Raw genomic sequence first — 19,676 nt, forward strand, 5'->3', positions numbered from 1 at the left:
GAGGTCTCCTTAGAGGTCGATCTCGCAGTGGCCGGCAGCAGCCGACACACACGTCTGGATGCGGATGCCGTCGCCCTCGGCGGCAATGGTCAGGTCGCCGTTGCGCAGGTCGCGCACGGCACCTTCCTTCAGGGGCACGACACAGCCGAAGCAGATGCCCATCCGGCAGCCGGAGGGCATCAGGACACCGGCGGCTTCGCCGGCGTCGAGGATCGGGGTCGAGCCGTCGGCATCGACGGTGATGCGCTGTCCGCCGAAGGTGACGGTGCCACCCTCGCCCTCGGCGATGATGACCGGGCGGAAGCGCTCGGTGTGGAGTCGGTCGGTGATCTCGGCGTCGGCCCAGGCCGCCTCGAAGGCGTCGAGCATGCCGGTGGGCCCGCAGGCCCAGGTCTCGCGGAAGCGCCAGTCGGGCACGAGCTCGTCGAGGGAGTCGGCGCCGACCATGCCCTCGGTGTCGGTGTGCCGCTCGACGAGGCGGATGCGTCCGGCCTCGGCCCACTCGCGCAGCTCGGCCGCGAAGATGACGTCGGCCTCGGTGGGCGCGGAGTGGATGACGACGACGTCGTGCAGCTCGTCGAGGTGGTTGCGCAGCATGCCCATGACGGGCGTGACGCCCGAACCGGCGGTGACGAACAGGGCCCGCGCCGGACGGGGCGTCGGGAGCACGAACTCACCGGTCGCCTGGTCGAGGTGGATCAGGGTGCCGGGCTGCAGGGCCCGCACCACGTGGTTGCTGACCTTGCCGTCCGGGATCGCCTTGACGGTGATCGAGATCAGCCCGTCGGGCGAGTTGAGCGGGGAGGTCAGCGAGTAGGCCCGCCAGTTGCGGACGCCGTCGACGTCCACCCCGATGCGGATGTACTGGCCGGGCACGAACCCGGCCCACGAGCGGCCCGGCCTGATGTGCACCGTGGCGGCGTCGCGGGTCTCGGGGGTCACCGACACGACCCGGCCGCGCAGGTCCGCGCCGGCCCGCATCGGCGCGATGAGGTCGAGGTAGTCGTCGGGCAGCACGGGGGTGGCGACTGCTTCGGCGACTCGGCGGAGGACCGTACGCAGGGACGGCAGGGGGCTCGTGGACCCTGACGTCGTGCGAAGTGGGAGAACTGCGCTCATGGTTCCACTATGAGCGATCAGGTAGGCTAATTTCCTGACCTGCCCGAGTGAGTTCTCTCCAATGCCTTGTTCGCTAGGAACAATATGAGTCCCGATTCGCCCCTGAAAGCCCCTTCAGCCGCCGCAGCAGTCACCGACGCCACAACCGCCACCTCCGTCACCTCCGCCACCGAGCGGGCCGCCGGTCTCACCATGTCGCCCGAGGTGCTGGCCCGCCTCAAGGGCGCCCTACCGGCGGTGGCCAGCCACGCGGTCGAGGCGATCATCGAGGAGGTGCCCAGCTATGCGAGCGCTCGCGACTACCTCGTGGGCAACATCGAGGCCGCGGTGCAGGTCGCCCTCGGCTCGTTCCTGTCGATCGCCGCCCGCTCCGACGACCCGAGCACGCCGCTCGGCCCGGCGCGGGAGGCGTCGTACAACCTGGGTCGGGGCGAGGCCCGCAGCGGTCGCAGCCTGGATGCCCTGCTGTCGGCCTACCGGATCGGCGCGCGCGTCTCGTGGCGGGGCCTGTCCGAGGAGAGCGTGCGCGCCGGCATGAGTGCCGAGCTGCTCGCTCGGTTCGCCGAGCTCGTCTTCGCCTACATCGACGAGCTCTCTGCAGCGAGCGTCGCCGGCCACGCGGACGAGCTCGCGACGGCCGAGCGGGTCCAGCAGCGCCAGCTCGAGCGGCTCGCCCTCGAGATGCTGCGCGGGGCCTCGGACGAGCTGGTCACGCGCCGGGCCGAGCGCGCCGGCTGGGACCTGCCCAGGTCGGTGACCGTGCTCCTGGCGCCCGACTCCGAGCTGCACCACATTCGGTCCCTGGTGGATGGGCGGTCGCTGGTCCTCACCGAGGACGTGCCCGGCGTCGACGCCCGCGACGACGTCGCTGCGCTCATCGTCCCCCGGCTGACCCCGACAGCCCGGCGCCGCCTCGTCCAGGCCCTCGACGGCCACGACGTGGTCCTCGGCCCCACCCGCCCCTGGCACGAGGCCGCCACCTCCCACCAGCGCGCCCTGCGGGGGCGGGCGACGCGCACGGGCCGGCGCACGGCATACGACACCGATGCGCACCTGGCCGAGATCGTGCTGAGCGCCGACCCCATCGCGCTCGCCGACCTCCGCGCCCAGGCGCTGGCTCCGCTGGACGACTCCACCCCGGCCAGCCGCGAGCGCCTCGAGGAGACGCTGCGGCTCTGGCTGCTGCACCGCGGGCGCCGCGAGCCGGTCGCTGAGGCGTTGTTCGTCCACCCCCAGACCGTCCGCTACCGCGTCGGCCAGCTGCGCGAGCTCTTCGGCGACGCCCTCGACGACCCGATGCGGGTGGCCGACCTCGTCATCGCGCTCGGGGTCACCCAGGCACCGGTCGCGGAGGCGAGCGAGGCTCCGGCCTGAGAGACTGCTGCCGCAGCACCGCCCACTGTCCGCTCTCGCAGATGTGACAACGCGACCCACGCCATTGGGCAGGTCCTGACAACGTCACGCGGCGCCGGGCATCCCTAGGCTCGCCGCACGGACGACGAACGGAGGTGGCATGCGGGTCCTGATCGCGCTGGGCGGCAACGCCATGACCGGTCCCGACGGCAGCGCCACCCCGCAGGCCCAGCGGGAGGCCATCGCGCAGGCGATGGAGCACGTCGCCACCGTCGTCGCGGCCGGGCACGAGGTCGTCCTCACCCACGGCAACGGCCCCCAGGTCGGCAACCTGCTCGTCAAGAACGAACTCGCGGCCCACGTCGTGCCGCCCGTGCCGCTCGACTGGTGCGGCGCGCAGACGCAGGGAACCATCGGGTTCACGATCCTCGACACGCTCGAGCCCGCCCTCGCCGCGCTGGGGGTGGACCGGCGGGTCGCCGCCATCGTCACGCGCACGCTGGTGGCGGCTGACGACCCGGGCTTCGCCAAGCCCACCAAGCCGATCGGGCGGTTCCTCGCCCACGACTTCGCCCTCCCGCTGATCGCGCACGGCGAGACCTGGGAGGACCGCGGCCACCAGGGCTGGCGCCGCGTCGTCGCCTCCCCCGAGCCCCTCGAGGTGCTCGAGACGCACACCCTCCGCACCCTGCTCGGCGCGGGTTACGTCGTCGTCGCGGCGGGTGGCGGCGGCATACCCGTGGTCCGCGAGGCCGACGGCACGGTGCACGGCGTCGAGGCCGTGATCGACAAGGACCTCACCGCAGCCGTGCTCGCAAGCGCCATCGGCGCGGACGTGCTCATCATCGCCACCGACGTCGAGAACGCCGTCCTCGACTACGGCACCCTCGGCGCGCAACCCGTCGGCCGGGTGCGCCTCGCCGACATGGAGGCGTATGCCGCGGACGGCCAGTTCGCGTCGGGCTCGATGGGCCCGAAGGTCGAGGCTGCCATGCGGTTCGTCCGCCACGGCGGCCGCCGCAGCGTGATCACGGCCCTCGACCGCATCGCCGACGCCTTGCACGGCGACGTCGGCACCGTGATCGGAAACGCTGCAGTCCCCACCGACCCTTCCACGCCAACCGAATTCGACCCTGACCGCGACGTCGTCACGTCAACCGACGACTCGCCACCAGCCGTCAGCCCAACAGAGAGGTGACCGCCATGCCCGAGCCCATCGAGGTCCGCAAGGTCCCGATCCACAGCGTGTCCGACGCGAGCGAGCTGGCCAAGCTCATCGACGACGGCGTGATGGACGCCAGCCGGGTGATCGCCATCATCGGCAAGACCGAGGGCAACGGTGGCGTCAACGACTACACCCGGATCATCGCCGACCGCGCCTTCCGCGAGGTGCTGGTCGCCAAGGGGGCTCCGGCCGACCAGGTGAAGCAGGTGCCGATCGTGTGGTCCGGCGGCACCGACGGGATCATCAGCCCGCACGCCACGATCTTCGCCACCGTGCCCGCCGACCAGGCCGAGCAGTCCGACGACCTCAGGCTGACGGTCGGGTTCGCGATGAGTGAGCCGATCCTGCCCGAGGAGATCGGCTACACCGGGATGATCAGCAAGGTGGCCGACGCCGTGAAGGTCGCCATGGAGCGCGCCGGCATCACCGACCCGGCCGACGTGCACTACGTGCAGACCAAGACCCCGCTCCTGACCATCCACACCATCCGTGACGCCGAGTCGCGCGGCAAGTCCGTCTGGACCCACCACACCCACGAGTCGATGGACCTCTCCAACGGCACGACCGGCCTCGGGATCGCCGTCGCCCTCGGCGAGATCGAGATGCCGACCGACGCCGACGTGATGAACAACCGGTCGCTGTTCTCGGCGGTCGCCTCCTGCTCGTCCGGTGTCGAGCTCGACCAGGCGCAGGTCGTGGTGGTCGGCAACACCAAGGGGATCGGCGGTCGCTACCGCATCGGCCACTCGGTCATGCGCGATGCCCTCGACGCCGACGGCGTGTGGTCGGCCATCAAGGACGCCGGGCTCGACCTCCCCCAGCGGCCGCACTCCTCCGACCTGCAGGGCCGGCTGGTCAACGTCTTCCTCAAGTGCGAGGTCAGCCAGACCGGCGAGGTCCGCGGCCGCCGCAACGCGATGCTGGACGACTCCGACGTGCACTGGCACCGGCAGATCAAGTCGGCCGTCGGCGGCGTGACCGCCTCGGTGACCGGCGACCCGGCCGTGTTCGTCTCGGTGTCGGCGGCCCACCAGGGTCCCGACGGCGGAGGCCCGGTCGCGGCCATCGTCGACCTCGGGTCCGGCGAGCCGACCGGTTACCGCGCCCCCACCCCCGACTGACCGGGCTGCACCCCGCACTTCTGGCCACCCATGCGTCACGACGGGCGGCTTGCGCCGTCCCCGTGCGACCTTGGTGGCCAGAAGTGGGCGAAGGGTCAGTGGGCGCTGGGCCTAGTGGGCGAAGTGGCGGGTGCCGGTGAAGTACATCGTGATGCCGGCGGCGTCGGCCGCGGCCACCACCGCTTCGTCGCGCACCGACCCACCCGGCGCGACGACAGCGCGCACCCCGGCGTCGAGCAGCACCTGCAGCCCGTCGGCGAACGGGAAGAACGCGTCGGACGCGGCGACCGCACCGCGAGCCCGGTCGGCGTCGTCGGCGTTGGCCCGGGAGACCGCCAAGTGGCAGGAGTCGACCCGGTTGACCTGGCCCATCCCGATGCCCACCGATCCGCCGTCCTTGGCGAGCAGGATCGCGTTGGACTTCACCGCCCGCACCGCCCGCCAGGCGAACTGGAGGTCGGCGAGGGTCGCCTCGTCCGCGGCCTGGCCCGCGACCAGCCGCCAGCGGGACGCGTCGTCCCCGCCGGGCGTCTCGCCCTCGACCACGGCGTCGATCCGGTCGGGCACCTGGACCAGCAGGCCCCCGCTGATCGGCCGCGTCTCGATGGGGTCGCGGTGCGCCGCCAGGTCTGCCGGGAGCTGGAGCAGGCGACGGTTCTTCTTCTCCCGCAACACCTCCAGCGCGTCCGCGTCGAACGACGGGGCGGCGATGACCTCACTGAAGGTCTCGTTGGCGGCGAGCGCCATGGCCCTGGTCACCGGCACGTTGGTGGCGATGATGCCGCCGTAGGCGGACACGGGGTCGCAGGCGTGCGCCGCGGCATACGCCTGCTCCACGGTGGCGCCCACGGCGATGCCGCACGGGTTGGCGTGCTTGATGATCGCCACGGTCGGCTGGTCGCCGTGGTCGTACGCGGCGCGCACGGCGGCATCGGTGTCGATGTAGTTGTTGTACGACATCTCCTTGCCGTGCAGCTGCTCGGCCGACGCGACGCCGGGGCGCCAGTGCGTGTAGAGCGCGGCCGGCTGGTGCGGGTTCTCGCCGTAGCGCAGGACGTTGGCGCGCTGGAAGGTCGCGCCGGTCCAGGCCGGGAAGCCGGTGCCGTCACTGGTGTCGGTGTAGGCGTTGCCCATCCAGTTCGCGACCGCGTTGTCGTAGTCCGCGGTGTGCACGAAGGCCTGAGCGGCCAGCCGCTTGCGCTCGGTCAGCGTGAACCCTCCGCCCGCGACCGCCGCGAGCACTGCCGGGTATGCCGCGGTGTCGGTGACGACCGCGACGCTCGGGTGGTTCTTGGCCGCGGCGCGCACCATGGACGGTCCGCCGATGTCGATCTGCTCGATGACCTCGTCGGGCCCGGCGCCGGAGGCCACCGTCTCGCGGAACGGGTACAGGTTCACCACGACCAGCTCGAACGGCTCGACCCCGAGGTCGGCCAGCTGCGCGACGTGGTCGGCCTTGCGGGTGTCGGCGAGGATCCCCGCGTGCACGCGCGGGTGCAGGGTCTTGACGCGACCCTCCAGGCACTCGGGGAAGCCGGTGAGGTCCTCGACCTTGGTGACCGGCAGCCCGAGTCCCTCGATCAGGGCGGCCGACCCACCGGTCGACACCAGGGCGACCCCGGCGTCGTGCAGGCCACGGGCCAGCTCCTCGAGCCCCGTCTTGTCGTAGACCGACACCAGTGCCCTGCGGATCGGCCGACGTCCGGCCTGGTCCACGGCGTCGGGAGTGGGGGCGGAGGCTGACTGCTCGGTCACGGAATGGTGGCCTTCCCATCGGAAACGGTGATTCCTTCGCGGGCCGCGCGGCCCACGATCTCGACGAGCAGCGGGTGCTCGACAGCTTTGATGCGCTCGTGGAGCGTGTCCTCGGTGTCGTCGGGCTCGACGTCCACGGTGGCCTGGGCCAGGACCGGGCCGGTGTCGATGCCCGCGTCGACGACGTGCACGGTGCAGCCGGTCTGGCGCGCGCCGGCCGCGAGGGCGTCACGGACGGCATGGGCGCCCGGGAACGCCGGCAGCAAGGCCGGGTGGGTGTTGAGGACCGTCCACCGCCCGAGGACCTCGGGTCCCAGGAGCTTCATGAACCCCGCGGACACCACGAAGGCGGGCTGGTGGTCGCCGATCCGCTCGGCCAGCGCGGCGTCCCACTCCGCCCGGGTGTCGTAGTCCTCGACCCGGCAGACGAACACCGTGATGCCGGCCGCCCCGGCCCGGTGGAGGCCGGCGATGCCCGCCCGGTCGCCCCCGACGGCGAGGATCCGCACGCCGTAGGCAGGATCCGCGGTGGCGTCGATGAGGGCCTGGAGGTTGGTGCCCGATCCGGAGACGAGCACGACGATCCCGGTCGGCTCAGGGGCAGTCACCCGGGAGACGATACCGAGGTGCCCAGCGACCACAGCACCCGCGTCCGTCAGCGACGCAGCTTCCAGCGATCCCAGGCCAGCACGAGCGCCGCGCCGAGCCCGAGCTCGACCAGCAGGGCCAGGGTCATCGCGCCGGCAGGGGCGCCGATGTCCCTGAGCCGGGCCATCCCGAGCGAACCCCCGCCGAGCACGTCGAGGAGGCCGACGGCCCCTGCGGCGACCACCACGGCGGTGCCGGCGACGGTCAGCTTGGTGCGCCCGGTCGAGAGCCGGGCCACGGCTCGCAGCGACCGCCAGCCCACGAGGGCCCCGACCGCCACGGGCAGCAGCACGATGAGGGGCAGCAGACCCGGGAACGCCCCGGGCTGCGGCAGGGCGCCGAACGCCGGCACCATCGGCATCAGCGAGGTGCGGCTGCCGGTCCAGGTGGCCGAGGCCCCCTCCACCGCCGAGAAGCCGGTGCCTGCGACGAACGACACCGCCCACAGCGCGAGGTTGGGCAGCACGGCGACCTGCGCGAGGGTCAGCGCCACTCCCCCGACGATGCCGGGTGCCAGCTCGCTCTGCAGGTGGCGCACCTCGCCGAACCGGACCACGAGCAGCACGAGGCAGATCAGGGTGCCCGCACCGACCAGGACGGCGGCACCCTCGAGGCCGGGTCGCACCGCCCGTCGGACCGGCTCCGGCAGCCAGGTCGGACGGCGCAGGGCGGGGCCGGCGAGCTCGGGCCGGCCCTTGAGCAGCCGGGCCAGGGCCAGCCCGGCCGAGACGACGGGCACCACGAGCACGGGGAGCACGAGGGTCCACACCACCGGGTGGGGACCGGCGAGGAAGGCGACGGCGACCCACAGCAGCGCGCACGCGGCATACCCGAGGGTCCACGCGAGGAGGTCGGCGGCGAGGGGACGGTGCAGCGTGTCGCGGGCGAGGCGAATGGTGCGCGCGTCGGCGGCCTCGCGCGCGGCGCGGGTCGCGGACCACACCCCGATGACCACGCTCAGCGCGAGCGCCAGCAGCGGGACGACCGTGAGGTGGGTCGCGCCGACCGTGAGGTGGGCGCCGCCGGCGAGCAGCCACAGACTGGCGCCGATGCCCAGCGAGCTGGTCCAGGAGACGGTGCTCTCGGAGGCGGCGACCCAGACGAGCAGGGCCGGCAGCACGAACACCATGGCCGACCCGGCCGCGGCCAGGGCCCCGGCCAGCAGTGCTCGCCGGTGCACGGCAGAGCCCGGCCCGTCACCGGTCGACGAGGTCCCCGCCCTCAGCATGTCCATCACAGTCATCGCTGCCCCATCGTCGCCGACGCCCCAGCCCGAGCCGGCGTGCAACGCCGAGGACCGGCGAGAAATGTCCGAACGCGCCGCAACCCAACCTCGCCTGAGCGCGTCTGCTGCGGTGTGATGGCCTTGGTGGATCCGACGGGCGCGAGGGCGCCGATGCAGGGGGTGACGATGGACGCGCAGTCCGCTGAGGCGGAGTTCGACGCGTTCTACCGCGACACCTCCCGGCGCGTCGTCCACCTGGTCTACGCGTTCACCGGCGACCTCACCGTCGCGCAGGACTCCACCCAGGAGGCCTACGCGAGGGCCTGGCAGCAGTGGCCCAGCGTGCGCACCCACGACGACCCGCTCGCGTGGGTCCGCACGGTGGCCCGACGGGTCGCGATCTCGGGCTGGCGCAGGAAGACCAGCCAGGACCGCGCCCACGAACGGCACGGGGCCCGCGACACGACGGGTCCACCGACGGAGGACCGGGTGGCGGTGGTCGCAGCCTTGCGCACCCTGCCCGAACCGGTCCGCGAGGCCGTGACCATGCACTACATCGGCGACCTGAGCATCGACCAGATCGCCCACGAGACCAACACCCCGGCAGGCACCGTCAAGGCGCGCCTGCACCGGGGCCGGGCGCAGCTCGCCCAGGCCCTGCAGCACCAGGAGAACCCCCATGGCTGAGCACGACGACTGGACCGCGGCGGAGGACGCCCGCCTTCGGGCTGCCCTGTCGTCGCTGCGCGCCGACGTCGAGGCCACTCCCCTGCCCGACGTCCGCTTCGTCAAGGCAAGGGGTATGGCGCGTCGTCGCCGTCGGTTTCTCGCGGTAGGGGCGGCCGCGGCTGCGGCCGTCGTCGTGGCCGGCACCGTCGGCTATGCGCAGCTCGCGGGTGACCCCGTGCTCAAGCCCGTGCCGGCCGACCGCAGCGGCACCACGACCGTCGCGCCTTCGCCGACCACGACGTCGTCGCTCGACCAGGCCGGTGCGCTGCCCCTGCTCCAGGAGTGGAAGAAGGCCCTCGACCTCAAGGGCGACGCGCGGATGACGACCCAGGACCCGAAGTCGAGCGACTACCGGTCGTTCGAGTGCCTCGCCACCGTGCCGTCCGGCCAGCAGCTCCGCCAGGAGATCACCCTCGACGCCGGGGGGTTCCAGGGCGGCCAGACCCAGTTCGCCGTCTCGTCCGGTCAGGATCCCCAGACGGTGGCCGAGGGACTGACCAACGACATCTCGCAGTGCCAACAGGGACCCGACTTCCACGTGAACCGGCTCGACGAGACCGACGCCGGGTCGCTGTACTCCTACACCGCGGGCGATGCGGGATCAGGGTGGTTCGCCGTGGTCACCGGTGCGTCCGACGTCACGCTCATCCAGGTCACCGACCCCACCCCTGGGAAGTCGCAGTACAGCCTCGCCCAGGTGACTGCCCTCGCTGAGATCGCGAAGGAGCGGCTGGCCCGCTACGGCACCACCGTCACCCCGGCACCCAGCACGTCGGGCCCCCAAGCCATCGACGAGAAGATGGTGGTCTCCGGGCCCGATCCGGTGCCGTCGTCGAACCTCTTCGTCGCCGCGTCGCAGTGGGCCTCGGACGCCCTGACGGGTGGGGCGAAGACGACTGCCGGTCCGGGCGCCCTCGAGGGGTCGACGGCGATCGCCAGCTGCGAGACCGACGACCAGCAGTCCGGCATCGGTGGTCAGGTCGGCGTCGTCTCGATCCGCACGGGCACCGGTACGGCGAGCTACCTCGGCCGGCAGCGCGTGCAGCTCGACGACGCCACGGACGCCACGCTCCAGAAGGCCTACGTCAGCGCCCGGATTGCCGAGGCCAAGGCGCTGTACGCCAAGGGCTGCGACGGCGCCAACTACACGGTGCAGTCGACGCCCGGCCCGACGGACGGGACGTTCCGCCTCGACACCGTCTTCACCGACGGGTCGGCCACCCTCTCCGAGTGGGTGGGGGTCACCAGCCAGCGGACCCCCGGCGCAGTCAGCACGGTGGTCATCACGGCGGCGGCGAACCCCGACCAGGGCTTCGCCGAGCTCGATCGCCTGCTCGCCCTGGCCCGCCAGAAGTAGCCGACGGAAGCAGACCTCCGCGGGACCGCACTCAGCACCCCACGGCATCCCGCAGACAGCGCGACGGCCGCCACCCACCAGGGTGACGGCCGTCGTGAACTGCGTTGGGGCAGAAGCTACCTCTGCAGGCGCTCAGCTCTGAAGACTCCGCATGACCTCGCGCATCAGGTCGGCGGTCGCGGAGGGCGTCTTGCCGACCTTCACGCCGGCGGCCTCGAGGGCCTCCTGCTTGGCAGCAGCCGTGCCCGCGGAGCCGGAGACGATGGCGCCGGCGTGGCCCATGGTCTTGCCCTCGGGAGCGGTGAAGCCGGCGACGTAGCCGACGACCGGCTTGGTCACGTGGTCCTTGATGTAGGCCGCGGCACGCTCCTCGGCGTCGCCACCGATCTCACCGATCATGACGATCGCGTCGGTGTCAGGGTCCTTCTCGAACGCCTCGAGGCAGTCGATGTGGGTGGTGCCGATGATCGGGTCGCCACCGATGCCGACGGCGGAGGAGAAGCCGAAGTCCCGCAGCTCGTACATCATCTGGTAGGTCAGCGTGCCCGACTTGGAGACCAGGCCGATCCGACCGGCGCCCGCGATGTTCGCGGGGATGATGCCGGCGTTGGACTTCCCGGGGCTGATCAGGCCGGGACAGTTCGGTCCGACGATGCGGGTCGCCTTGCCCTTGCTGTAGTTGAAGAACTCAGCGGAGTCCTTGACCGCGATGCCCTCGGTGATGACGACCGCGAGCGCGATCTGCGTGTCGATCGCCTCGACCACGGCGGACTTCGCGAAGGCCGGCGGCACGAAGATGACCGACACGTTGGCGCCGGTCGCCTCGATGGCCTCGGCCACCGTGCCGTAGACCGGCACGGAGACGCCGCCGTCGAAGTCGACCGTCGTGCCCGCCTTGCGCGGGTTGACGCCACCGACGATGGCGGTGCCGGACGCGAGCATGCGCTGGGTGTGCTTCATGCCCTCGGAGCCGGTCATGCCCTGGACGATGACCTTGGAGTTCTCGTCGAGAAAAATAGCCATTGGTATGCCGTTCCTTCGGTCAGTTCGTCGCGGCCGAAGCCAGCTCGGCGGCCTTGCGGGCCGCGCCGTCCATGGTCTCTTCGATGGTCACCAGTGGGTGGTTGGCCTCGGCGAGGATGCGCCGGCCCTCCTCCACGTTGTTGCCGTCCAGCCGGACGACGAGCGGCTTGGTGGCCTCGTCGCCGAGGTTCTTGAGCGCGCCGACGATGCCGTTGGCGACCGCGTCGCAGGCAGTGATGCCACCGAACACGTTCACGAACACCGACTTCACCTGCTCGTCACCGAGGATGATGTGCAGGCCGTTGCTCATGACCTCGGCCGAGGCGCCGCCACCGATGTCGAGGAAGTTGGCCGGCTTCGGCTGGCCCGGGAACTCCTCACCGGCGTAGGCGACGACGTCGAGCGTGGACATGACCAGCCCGGCGCCGTTGCCGATGATGCCGACGGAGCCGTCGAGCTTGACGTAGTTGAGGTCCTTCTCCTTGGCGGCGGCCTCGAGCGGGTCGGCCGCGGCCTTGTCCTCGAGGGCCTCGTGGTCGGGGTGGCGGAAGCCGGCGTTCTCGTCGAGCGTCACCTTGCCGTCCAGTGCGACGATGTCGCCCGCCTCGGTCTTGACCAGCGGGTTGACCTCGACCAGCGTGGCGTCCTCGTCGCGGTAGACGGTCCAGAGGGACTGCAGGACGGGGACGATCTTGGCGCCGGTCTCGTCGTCGAAGCCCGCCGCGGACACGATCTCCTGCGCCTTGGCCTCGTCGATGCCGGTGTTGGGGTCGACCTCGATGCGGGCGAGGGCCTCGGGGCGCTCGACGGCGAGCTGCTCTATCTCCATCCCGCCCTCCTTGCTGCACATCGCGAGGTAGGTGCGGTTCGCCCGGTCGAGCAGGACCGAGAAGTAGTACTCCTCGGCGATCTGGGCGCCCTGGGCGATCATCACGGTGCCGACGGTGTGGCCCTTGATGTCCATGCCGAGGATCGCCTCGGCGTGCTGCTGGGCCTCGTCAGCGGTCTTGGCGACCTTGACGCCGCCGGCCTTGCCTCGGCCACCGGTCTTGACCTGGGCCTTCACGACGGTCACGCCGCCGCTCTTGGGGCCGATCTCCTCGGCGGCCGCGCGGGCCTGCTCCGGGGTGGTCGCGATGGCGCCGGCGAGCACCGGCACGCCGTGCTTCTCGAACATGTCTCGGGCCTGGTATTCGAACAGATCCACGTCTGACGTCCTCGTCTACGGATGGGTTTGGTTCGACGCCGAGACTAGCCCTGTCAGGGGCGTGTGGCCCCCTCGGGTGCGGGCCCGTGGGCCCAATGGGACCAATCTCACCACCAGGAGGGGGGCGACGTCGCTCAGCGGACGGTGACGCCCTGTCCCGGCGCGACGAGGAGGACCCACACAGGACCCTTGGGGTTGAACGTCAGGGGCTGCGCACCCACGGTGAAGCTGGTCGGGGCGGTGACACCCTTGCGCGACCACCGGCCGGTCCACTGCTTGCCGTCGCGGAGTACCACCGTCTTGCCGCTGCCGACCACGTCGACGACGGGGGTGGGCTGGCCGTTCACGTCGCGGTTCCCCGACTTGTGGGTCGCGACGTACTGGACCACCACGGTGCCCGCACCGTACTGCCGACCGCTCGGGCTGACGTCCGGGCGGCCGTCGGTGGTGACGAGGTACTGCTTGCGCTTGGCGTTCCAGGTCAGCGTGACTCTCGAGGAGGGCCACCGGGCGGCGACCGAGGTGCCTGCCTTGCCGCCGTCTGCCGCGGGGCCGTAGCGGAACCCGATATCGGCCGGCTTGACGCTGCCACCGGCGCGCGCGAGCAGCTCCTTGGGGTTGCCGATCACGTTGTAGGGAGCCGGCCGGGAGTGGTCACGGTGGTAGCCGCGACCGTTCTGGTCGAAGCTGAGGTTGACCTGCTTGCCCCGGTCGAGGATCCGCTTCGTGTAGCTCGACGACCCGGAGAAGGCGAGCGCGACCTTGCCGTAGTTGGCGACCAGGTCGACGTCGGACTCGCGACCGCTGCGGACCGGGCCCACCTCGGGCGGCTGGGTGCGGCTGAAGATGGCGAGCAGCCGGGTGAGTCCGCCCTCGACCGGCTCGACGTAGACGACGTCGGCGACGTCGAGCCCGATCCGCGGGTGAGCAGCGGGGGTGTTGTCGATCTTGACTGCGAGCACCGGGCCACCGACGAGGGGCTGCGGTCCGGCTGGGGTCGGCGCTGCCGTGGTGGTCGTGGTCGTCGTCGACGGGGACGGGGTCGTGGGCGCGGCCGACGGCTTGTCGCCCGAACAGGCGGCGAGCCCCAGGGACATCACGGTCAGGGCAGCAAGGGCAGGCAGGAGCGCGGGGCGGGGCACGACCTCGAGGATACGAGCCGCGGACTCGGCAACCGTCGTCCCGACGCCCGACGCGCCGGATCAGGCGCTGGGAGTGCGTCCGGCCAGGACGGTGGTGAGCAGGTCGGCGTCGCAGTTGCCGCCGGTCATCACCACACCGACGCGCTGGCCGACCTGGCCGTCACGCTCGGCGAGCAGCCCGGCGAGCGCGATGGCGCCCGCGGGCTCGGGCAGCTGGTGGGTGGTGCGCAGGAGCACCCGCATCGCCTCGGCCGTGTCGTCCTCCGCGACCGTGACCACGCGGGCGGCACCGCGCACGATCTCGGCCACCGCCTCAGGCACGGGCGCCCGACAGGCCACCCCGTCGACGAACGTGTCGGCGCTGGGCGTCGTGACCACGGTCCCCGCCTCGAAGGAGAGGGCGGTGGCCGGCGCGCGGTCGGACACCACGCCCACGATCTGCGTCGACAGCCCCAGCAGGTCACGGACGCCGATCAGCCCGCAGATCCCCGAGCCCATGCCGACCGGCACGTAGACCGTGTCGAGCGGCCCGGCCTCGTCGAACAGCTCGAGCGCATAGGTCCCGACGCCGACGACCAGGTCGGGGTGGAACGGCGGCACGGCCTCGAGCCCCAGCTCGGCCTCCAGGCCCATCGCGTGCTCGCGCGCCTCCTGGTAGTCGCGACCGTGCACGACCAGCTCCGCACCGAAGCCGCGCATCGCGGCGTTCTTGTCGGGGCTGTTGCCCTCCGGCACCACGATGACGACGCGCAGCCCGGCCGCCCGACCGGCATACGCCAAGGACTGCCCGTGGTTGCCGCGGGTGGCGGACACGAAGCCCTGCACGTCCGGTCGCTCACGGCTGGCCCGGTCGGCGTAGACCAGGCCACCTCGCACCTTGAAAGCCCCTGTGGGAGTGGCGTTCTCGTGCTTGACCCACACCTGTGCGCCGACCTGCTCGCTGAGCAGGGGCCACTCGAGCTGGGGCGTGGCAGGGAAGTGACGACGCACGACGGCGGTCGCCGCGTCGAGGTCGGCGAGGGTGAACGACATGTCCGGCAGTCTGCCCGAGCCGCGACGACACCGCGTGAACCCGCCGGTGGCCGGGATCGCGGCACCCGTGGCGTCGCGGCAGATCTGCGCTTGGCCAGAAGGCACGGCAGGATGGGCGGTATGTCCAGAACCTCACCGTTGCCACTGCTCGCCGTGCTCGCTGCGGGAACGCTGTCGGCTTGTGGCGCAACGGATCCCCCGATCCCCCAGGCGTCGTCGACGACCGCGACTAGGCAGGCCAGCTTCCCCCTCACCATCCAGCGCACCGGCGGCATCGCGGGCTTCCGCGACACCATCTCGATCGACGCCGACGGGCACGTGCTGGCTGGGACGAAGCAGGGTCAGGTCAGCTGCGACCTCGACCGCGCCAGCCTCGCCCTCCTGAACGAGGCCGCGCTGCAGGTCCACGACACCGACCAGCCGACCGGGCCACCTGCGACCCACTCCGACGCGATGACGGTGACGTTCGGGGCCGGGACCGGGGTGCTGACCATCGACGACGCCCGCCTCGTCATGGCGGCACCCGTCGTCAACCAGGTCCTCGCCGACGTGACCGGGACCGCGGCCAACCGCAAGCTCTGCACCTGAGGGGTCGCTCCACCACGACGACAGTGCGCCGCCGGCCCGAAAGGCCGACGGCGCACTGGTCACTGCACGCGTCGAGTCGCGATCAGCAGGTGGCCGAACCGGCCGGCACCGCGATGGCGTCGAACGCGCCCTTGACGGCGAGGCAGGTCGGCGACCCGGCGCCATACAGCTCCTTGGCGGAGGTGATCGCACCTTCGCGAGCGGCCTTGTAGTCGCTGCGCGAGGTGAGCTTGGTCGAGAGCGTGCGGTACCAGACCTTCTCGACGTTGCCGCGACCCGCACCGGTCACCGCCGCGGCGGTGCCGCAGACGGGGCTGTTGTAGCTGACCCCGTTGACCGTCTTCGCGCCGCTGCCCTCGGAGGCGAGGAAGAACCAGTGGTTGAGCGGACCCGACGAGTAGTGCGGGTCGAGGTTCTTCAGGGTGCTGCTCCAGCAGTCCTTGGAGACACCGTCGCGGTTCGGCTTGTCCATGTAGCGCAACGGGGTTCCATTGCCACGGATGTCGATCTTCTCGCCGATCAGGTAGTCACCGGGGTCGGCGGCCGAGTTGGCGTAGAACTCCACGGCGGTGCCGAAGATGTCCGAAGTCGCCTCGTTGAGGCCACCGGCGTCGCCGCGGTAGACGAGACCAGCGGTGTTCTCGGTGACGCCGTGGCTCATCTCGTGGCCGGCCACGTCGATGGCCGTGAGGGGCTTGGCGTTGCCGGCGCCGTCCCCGTAGGTCATCTGGGCGCCGTCCCAGAAGGCGTTGTTGTAGGCGTTGCCGTAGTGGACCCGGCTCCGTGCGCCGACGCCGGTGTCCCAGATGCCGTTCCGGCCCTGCACGTTCTTGTAGTAGTCGAACGTCTGCTCCGCGCCGTACTGCGCGTCGACACCGGCGGTCTGGCGTGAGCTGGTGGAGCCGTTGCCCCACAGGTCGTCGGCGTCCGTGAACAGCGTGCCGGTGCCCGTGGTGGCGCCATTGAGGTCGGTGGTGAAGTTCCCGACCGTGTCCTTGAGCTGGTAGCTGCCGCCGGACAGCGTCGTCCCCAGCGCCACGGTGCCGCTGTACATCGAGTCGCCAGTGCCCTCGACGACCTCGTCCCACGAGTCGAGGGCGGCGCCGGTCACCGCGTCGACGACCGTGTGCAGACGGCTGGGGGTCTGGTCCGCCTTGGTGCCCACGGTGAGGACGTCGTAGGCCAGCCGCGGTCCGGTGTCGCCCGCGAAGACGACCAGGCCCGACGCTGCACGGCTGTCGGCCTTCGCGGCGTTGCGCGCCTGCCCGACGGTGAGCTTCGGCGAGGTGGACACCTCGATGGCCTTCGTGGCGTTCCAGCGGACCGACTTCGTCGCCCCCGCGGCGCTGCGCTCGACGACCAGGTCGCCACCGATGACCTTGAGCCCCTGGAAGGTGCGCTCGTACCGAACGTGCTTGGTGCCGTCGGCGTCGGTCACGACGCTCTTGACCTGCAACCGCTGGCCCGAGCCCAGGCCCAGCGCGCGGGCGGCGTCGCCCACCCTCGACTGCTCGGCCGTGGCGGCCGGCGAACGGTGGGCGTCCGCGGTCGGCGCGGCTTGCGCTGCCGCGAGCGGGGCGGCGACCGCGGTGGCCACCGCGATGCCGAATGCGAAACCTGCTGAGAGCTTCTTCACGTGATCTCCTTCGTGGGACGTGCATGGTGCGGACATGCGCCCGGGGGCAGCGCGGTGGTGCCTTGCTCCTGCAGTGGTGGTGCTGTCCCCGCAGTGGTGGCGGCGGGTGCCGGGCCTGGAGGTGCCGGGACCCGCCGCCACCCGTTGGGGGGCCGCAGCGAAGGAACCGGGCCGGCGCTCAGGGGGAGCGCCGGCCCGGTTCGGCCGGCGACTAGCTGGTCGCCAGCGCGGTGTCGTCGACGACGAACGACGTCTGCAGCGAGGAGTCCTCGTTCATGAGGAACTTCACCGTGATCGTCTTGCCCTTGTAGGCCGTGACGTTGAACGACTTCTGCGTGTACGTCGCGTTGGTGCCCACGTTGGAGTACGTGGCGAGCGTGGTCGTCGTCGCGCCGTCGACCACCTGCACCTTCATCGTGTCGTATGCCGTGCTGCCGGACTCAGCGGTGTCAGTGCGGAGCCAGAACGACAGGGTCGCGGCGGTGACGGTCGACGGGATCGCCACGCTCTGCTGCACGGTCTCGGTCGAGGTCGTGCCGTTGCCACCGAGCCAGGCCTTCCAGCTGCCGGTGCGAGCCGGACGGCCGGTGTTGTTGGTGATCGGACCCGCGGTGCCGGTCCAGCTGACCGCACCGGACTCGAAGCCCGCGTTCAGCAGCAGGTTGCCAGCGGGCGGAGGCGTGGTGCCGCACGTGGCCGAGCCGGCGGGGACGGCGATGGCGGTGAAGGCCGCCTCGACGGACTTGCAGGTCTGGCTGGTCGCCCCGTAGAGCTCGATGGCGGAGTTGATCGCCCCGTTGCGCGCTGCGGCGTAGTTGCTGTTGCTGGTCAGCTTGGTCGACAGCGTGCGGTACCAGACCTTCTCGATGTTGGCCCGACCCGCGCCCGTCACCGCAGGGGCGGTACCGCAGACGGGGCTGTTGTAGCTGACACCGTTGATGGTCTTGGCCCCACTGCCCTCGGAGGCGAGGTAGAACCAGTGGTTGAGCGGTCCCGACGAGTAGTGCGGGTTGAGCTGGCCGAGGGTCGAGGACCAGCAGTCCTTGGACGCGCCGTCCTTGCTGGGCTTGTCCATGTAGCGCAGCGGCGTCCCGTTGCCGTTGATGTCGATCTCCTCGCCGATGAGGTAGTCGCCGGGGTCGCTCGGGTTGTTGGCGTAGAACTCGACGGCGGTGCCGAAGATGTCCGACGTCGCCTCGTTGAGGCCGCCCGCGTCGCCGCTGTAGACCAGCCCTGCCGTGTTCTCGGTGACACCGTGCGACATCTCGTGGCCGGCGACGTCGATCTCGGTCAACGGCGCAGCGTTGCCCGCCCCGTCGCCGTACGACATCTGGGTGCCGTCCCAGAAGGCGTTCTCCATCGCGTTGGCGAAGTGCACCCGGGAGGGGGCGCCGCGGCCGTCGTTCCAGATCCCGTTGCGGCCCAGGACGTTCTTGTAGTAGTTGAACGTCGTGGTGGCGCCGTAGTGGGCGTCCACGGCGGCCGAGGCGCGGTCCGAGACTGCGCCGTTGCCCCAGACGTCGTCGGAGTCGACGAAGAGATTGCCGGCCGGGCCGACCCCGGTGTTGGGGTCGCCCTGGTTGAGGGCATCGCGGGTGTTGTTGCCGTGGGTGTCGGTGAGCTCGTAGCCACCGCCGGTGTGCGCCTTGGTCTCGAGGGAGGCGTTGTAGAAGATGCCGCCGCCGGTGCCGGTCTGCACCTCGTCGTAGCTGATCAGGGCAGCACCCGACTTGGCGTCCACGAGGGTGTGCAGCCGCGAGGGCACCTGGTCGGCCCGCACGCTCTTCACCAGCACGTCGTAGGCCAGGACGGGCTTCGCGCCACCGGCCCAGACGACCAGCTCGCCGGTCGGGGACTGCGTGTGCTTGCCGGCGGACCTGCCCTCGGACAGCGCCCTGGCCTTCGTCACCGACGGAGTCGTCGAGGTGACGGCGACCTTGCCACTCGCGTTGTAAAGGACTTCCTTGGTCGCTCCCGCCTTGGACTTCTCGACGATGAGGTCGCCACCCACGACGCGCAGGCCCTTGAACGTGCGGTTGTAGCGGACGTGCTGCGTGCCGTCGGCGTCGGTGATGACGTTGCGCACCACCAGCTTCTCGTCCTTGGACAGGCCGAGAGCCGCGTGGTCCCGGTCGGCATTCGCCTGTGCGGAGGCGACGCTGGTGGTGGCCTGGCTCGGCGCGGACTGGGGGGAGGCTGATGCAGCTGACAGTGGAGTGGCCACGGCCGCGGCGACTGCGACGCCAAGTGCGGCGCCGGTAGACAGTCGGATCACGAAAATCCTCTTCTCGGACATGCGCAGGTTTGGTTGCCTGCACGTCGGGCGGCGGGATCCCCCTCCAGGGGCGGCACAGGGTTTGCCGTGGGCTCGCGCCGTGCTGACCTAACCCGCCGCCCGAAGCGAAGGTCAACGTTTCTTGCGAAGACTTGACCAAATGCGTGGGAACCTGCGAAATGTCACGTTCCACACCGGGTTTTCTTCTGCTGTTGCCCAAGATCGCGTCATCGCCGCGCCG

General features: G+C 71.3%; 16 protein-coding genes. 6 read left to right on the forward strand and 10 right to left on the reverse strand.

All coding sequences use genetic code 11. The annotated features are described in order from the left end of the window. Nucleotides 1-9 precede the first annotated feature (9 nt). Entirely contained in the window at nucleotides 10-1,119 is a 1,110-nt protein-coding gene (locus tag ASG91_RS12705; protein WP_056922990.1) for a ferredoxin reductase, read from the reverse strand. 84 nt (nucleotides 1,120-1,203) lie between these two features. On the opposite strand from ASG91_RS12705, the gene ASG91_RS12710 reads away from it, so the two are divergent. From ASG91_RS12710 to ASG91_RS12720, 3 genes are all read left to right on the forward strand, one after another. Continuing rightward, the gene (locus tag ASG91_RS12710; protein WP_082594147.1) at nucleotides 1,204-2,493 is read left to right on the forward strand and encodes a CdaR family transcriptional regulator; all 1,290 of its coding nucleotides are present in this window, start codon (nucleotides 1,204-1,206) and stop codon (nucleotides 2,491-2,493) included. A gap of 139 nt (nucleotides 2,494-2,632) precedes the next feature. Next, nucleotides 2,633-3,670, forward strand: a complete 1,038-nt coding sequence (locus ASG91_RS12715; protein WP_082594148.1) for a carbamate kinase — start codon at nucleotides 2,633-2,635, stop codon at nucleotides 3,668-3,670. 5 nt (nucleotides 3,671-3,675) lie between these two features. Further along, entirely contained in the window at nucleotides 3,676-4,818 is a 1,143-nt protein-coding gene (locus ASG91_RS12720) for a ring-opening amidohydrolase (RefSeq protein WP_056923249.1), read from the forward strand. A gap of 111 nt (nucleotides 4,819-4,929) precedes the next feature. Here ASG91_RS12720 and purH read toward each other — a convergent pair whose 3' ends face one another. The 3 genes from purH to ASG91_RS12735 are packed head-to-tail and all read right to left on the reverse strand — an operon-like array spanning nucleotide 4,930 to nucleotide 8,464. Then, the gene (gene purH / locus ASG91_RS12725) at nucleotides 4,930-6,573 is read right to left on the reverse strand and encodes a bifunctional phosphoribosylaminoimidazolecarboxamide formyltransferase/IMP cyclohydrolase (RefSeq protein WP_082594149.1); all 1,644 of its coding nucleotides are present in this window, start codon (nucleotides 6,571-6,573) and stop codon (nucleotides 4,930-4,932) included. Further along, nucleotides 6,570-7,181: a phosphoribosylglycinamide formyltransferase gene (purN, locus tag ASG91_RS12730; protein WP_235545595.1), complete on the reverse strand. Its 612-nt coding sequence runs from the start codon at nucleotides 7,179-7,181 to the stop codon at nucleotides 6,570-6,572. The genes purH and purN overlap by 4 nt, the downstream gene beginning before the upstream one ends. Nucleotides 7,182-7,228: 47 nt before the next feature. Next, nucleotides 7,229-8,464: a DUF6350 family protein gene (locus tag ASG91_RS12735; protein WP_157606337.1), complete on the reverse strand. Its 1,236-nt coding sequence runs from the start codon at nucleotides 8,462-8,464 to the stop codon at nucleotides 7,229-7,231. Between the two features lie 168 nt (nucleotides 8,465-8,632). Between ASG91_RS12735 and ASG91_RS12740 the strand changes: the two genes are divergently transcribed. Both ASG91_RS12740 and ASG91_RS12745 read left to right on the forward strand, forming a co-directional pair. Beyond that, on the forward strand, nucleotides 8,633-9,133 hold the full coding sequence (locus ASG91_RS12740) for an RNA polymerase sigma factor (RefSeq protein WP_235545598.1): 501 nt from the start codon (nucleotides 8,633-8,635) through the stop codon (nucleotides 9,131-9,133). Then, a complete protein-coding gene (locus ASG91_RS12745) occupies nucleotides 9,126-10,532 on the forward strand; it encodes a hypothetical protein (protein ID WP_056922993.1) in 1,407 nt (468 codons plus the stop codon). Before ASG91_RS12740 ends, ASG91_RS12745 begins: the two co-directional genes overlap by 8 nt. A 132-nt stretch (nucleotides 10,533-10,664) precedes the next feature. On the opposite strand, the gene sucD is transcribed toward ASG91_RS12745, so the two are convergent. The 4 genes from sucD to ASG91_RS12765 all read right to left on the reverse strand — a co-directional run bounded on the left by sucD (nucleotide 10,665) and on the right by ASG91_RS12765 (nucleotide 14,936). Further along, nucleotides 10,665-11,555, reverse strand: coding sequence for a succinate--CoA ligase subunit alpha (gene sucD, locus ASG91_RS12750; RefSeq protein WP_056922994.1), 891 nt, complete (start codon nucleotides 11,553-11,555; stop codon nucleotides 10,665-10,667). Nucleotides 11,556-11,574: 19 nt separating this feature from the next. After that, the gene (gene sucC, locus ASG91_RS12755; protein WP_056922995.1) at nucleotides 11,575-12,762 is read right to left on the reverse strand and encodes an ADP-forming succinate--CoA ligase subunit beta; all 1,188 of its coding nucleotides are present in this window, start codon (nucleotides 12,760-12,762) and stop codon (nucleotides 11,575-11,577) included. A 134-nt stretch (nucleotides 12,763-12,896) separates the two neighbouring features. Beyond that, complete coding sequence (locus ASG91_RS12760) at nucleotides 12,897-13,904, reverse strand: DUF3048 domain-containing protein (RefSeq protein WP_157606338.1); 1,008 nt, start codon at nucleotides 13,902-13,904, stop codon at nucleotides 12,897-12,899. 60 nt (nucleotides 13,905-13,964) lie between these two features. After that, nucleotides 13,965-14,936, reverse strand: a complete 972-nt coding sequence (locus tag ASG91_RS12765; protein WP_056922997.1) for a threonine dehydratase — start codon at nucleotides 14,934-14,936, stop codon at nucleotides 13,965-13,967. A gap of 120 nt (nucleotides 14,937-15,056) precedes the next feature. On the opposite strand from ASG91_RS12765, the gene ASG91_RS12770 reads away from it, so the two are divergent. Beyond that, the gene (locus ASG91_RS12770; protein ID WP_157606339.1) at nucleotides 15,057-15,524 is read left to right on the forward strand and encodes a hypothetical protein; all 468 of its coding nucleotides are present in this window, start codon (nucleotides 15,057-15,059) and stop codon (nucleotides 15,522-15,524) included. A gap of 82 nt (nucleotides 15,525-15,606) precedes the next feature. Here ASG91_RS12770 and ASG91_RS12775 read toward each other — a convergent pair whose 3' ends face one another. Together ASG91_RS12775 and ASG91_RS12780 are read right to left on the reverse strand one after the other, a co-directional pair. Then, nucleotides 15,607-17,160, reverse strand: coding sequence for a M4 family metallopeptidase (locus ASG91_RS12775; RefSeq protein ID WP_056922999.1), 1,554 nt, complete (start codon nucleotides 17,158-17,160; stop codon nucleotides 15,607-15,609). 211 nt (nucleotides 17,161-17,371) lie between these two features. Continuing rightward, nucleotides 17,372-19,435 (reverse strand): M4 family metallopeptidase, encoded by a 2,064-nt coding sequence (locus ASG91_RS12780; RefSeq protein WP_235545600.1) that lies wholly within the window; start codon nucleotides 19,433-19,435, stop codon nucleotides 17,372-17,374. Between the last annotated feature and the right edge of the window lie 241 nt (nucleotides 19,436-19,676).

Source organism: Phycicoccus sp. Soil802, assembly GCF_001429605.1.
Lineage (GTDB): Bacteria > Actinomycetota > Actinomycetes > Actinomycetales > Dermatophilaceae > Pedococcus.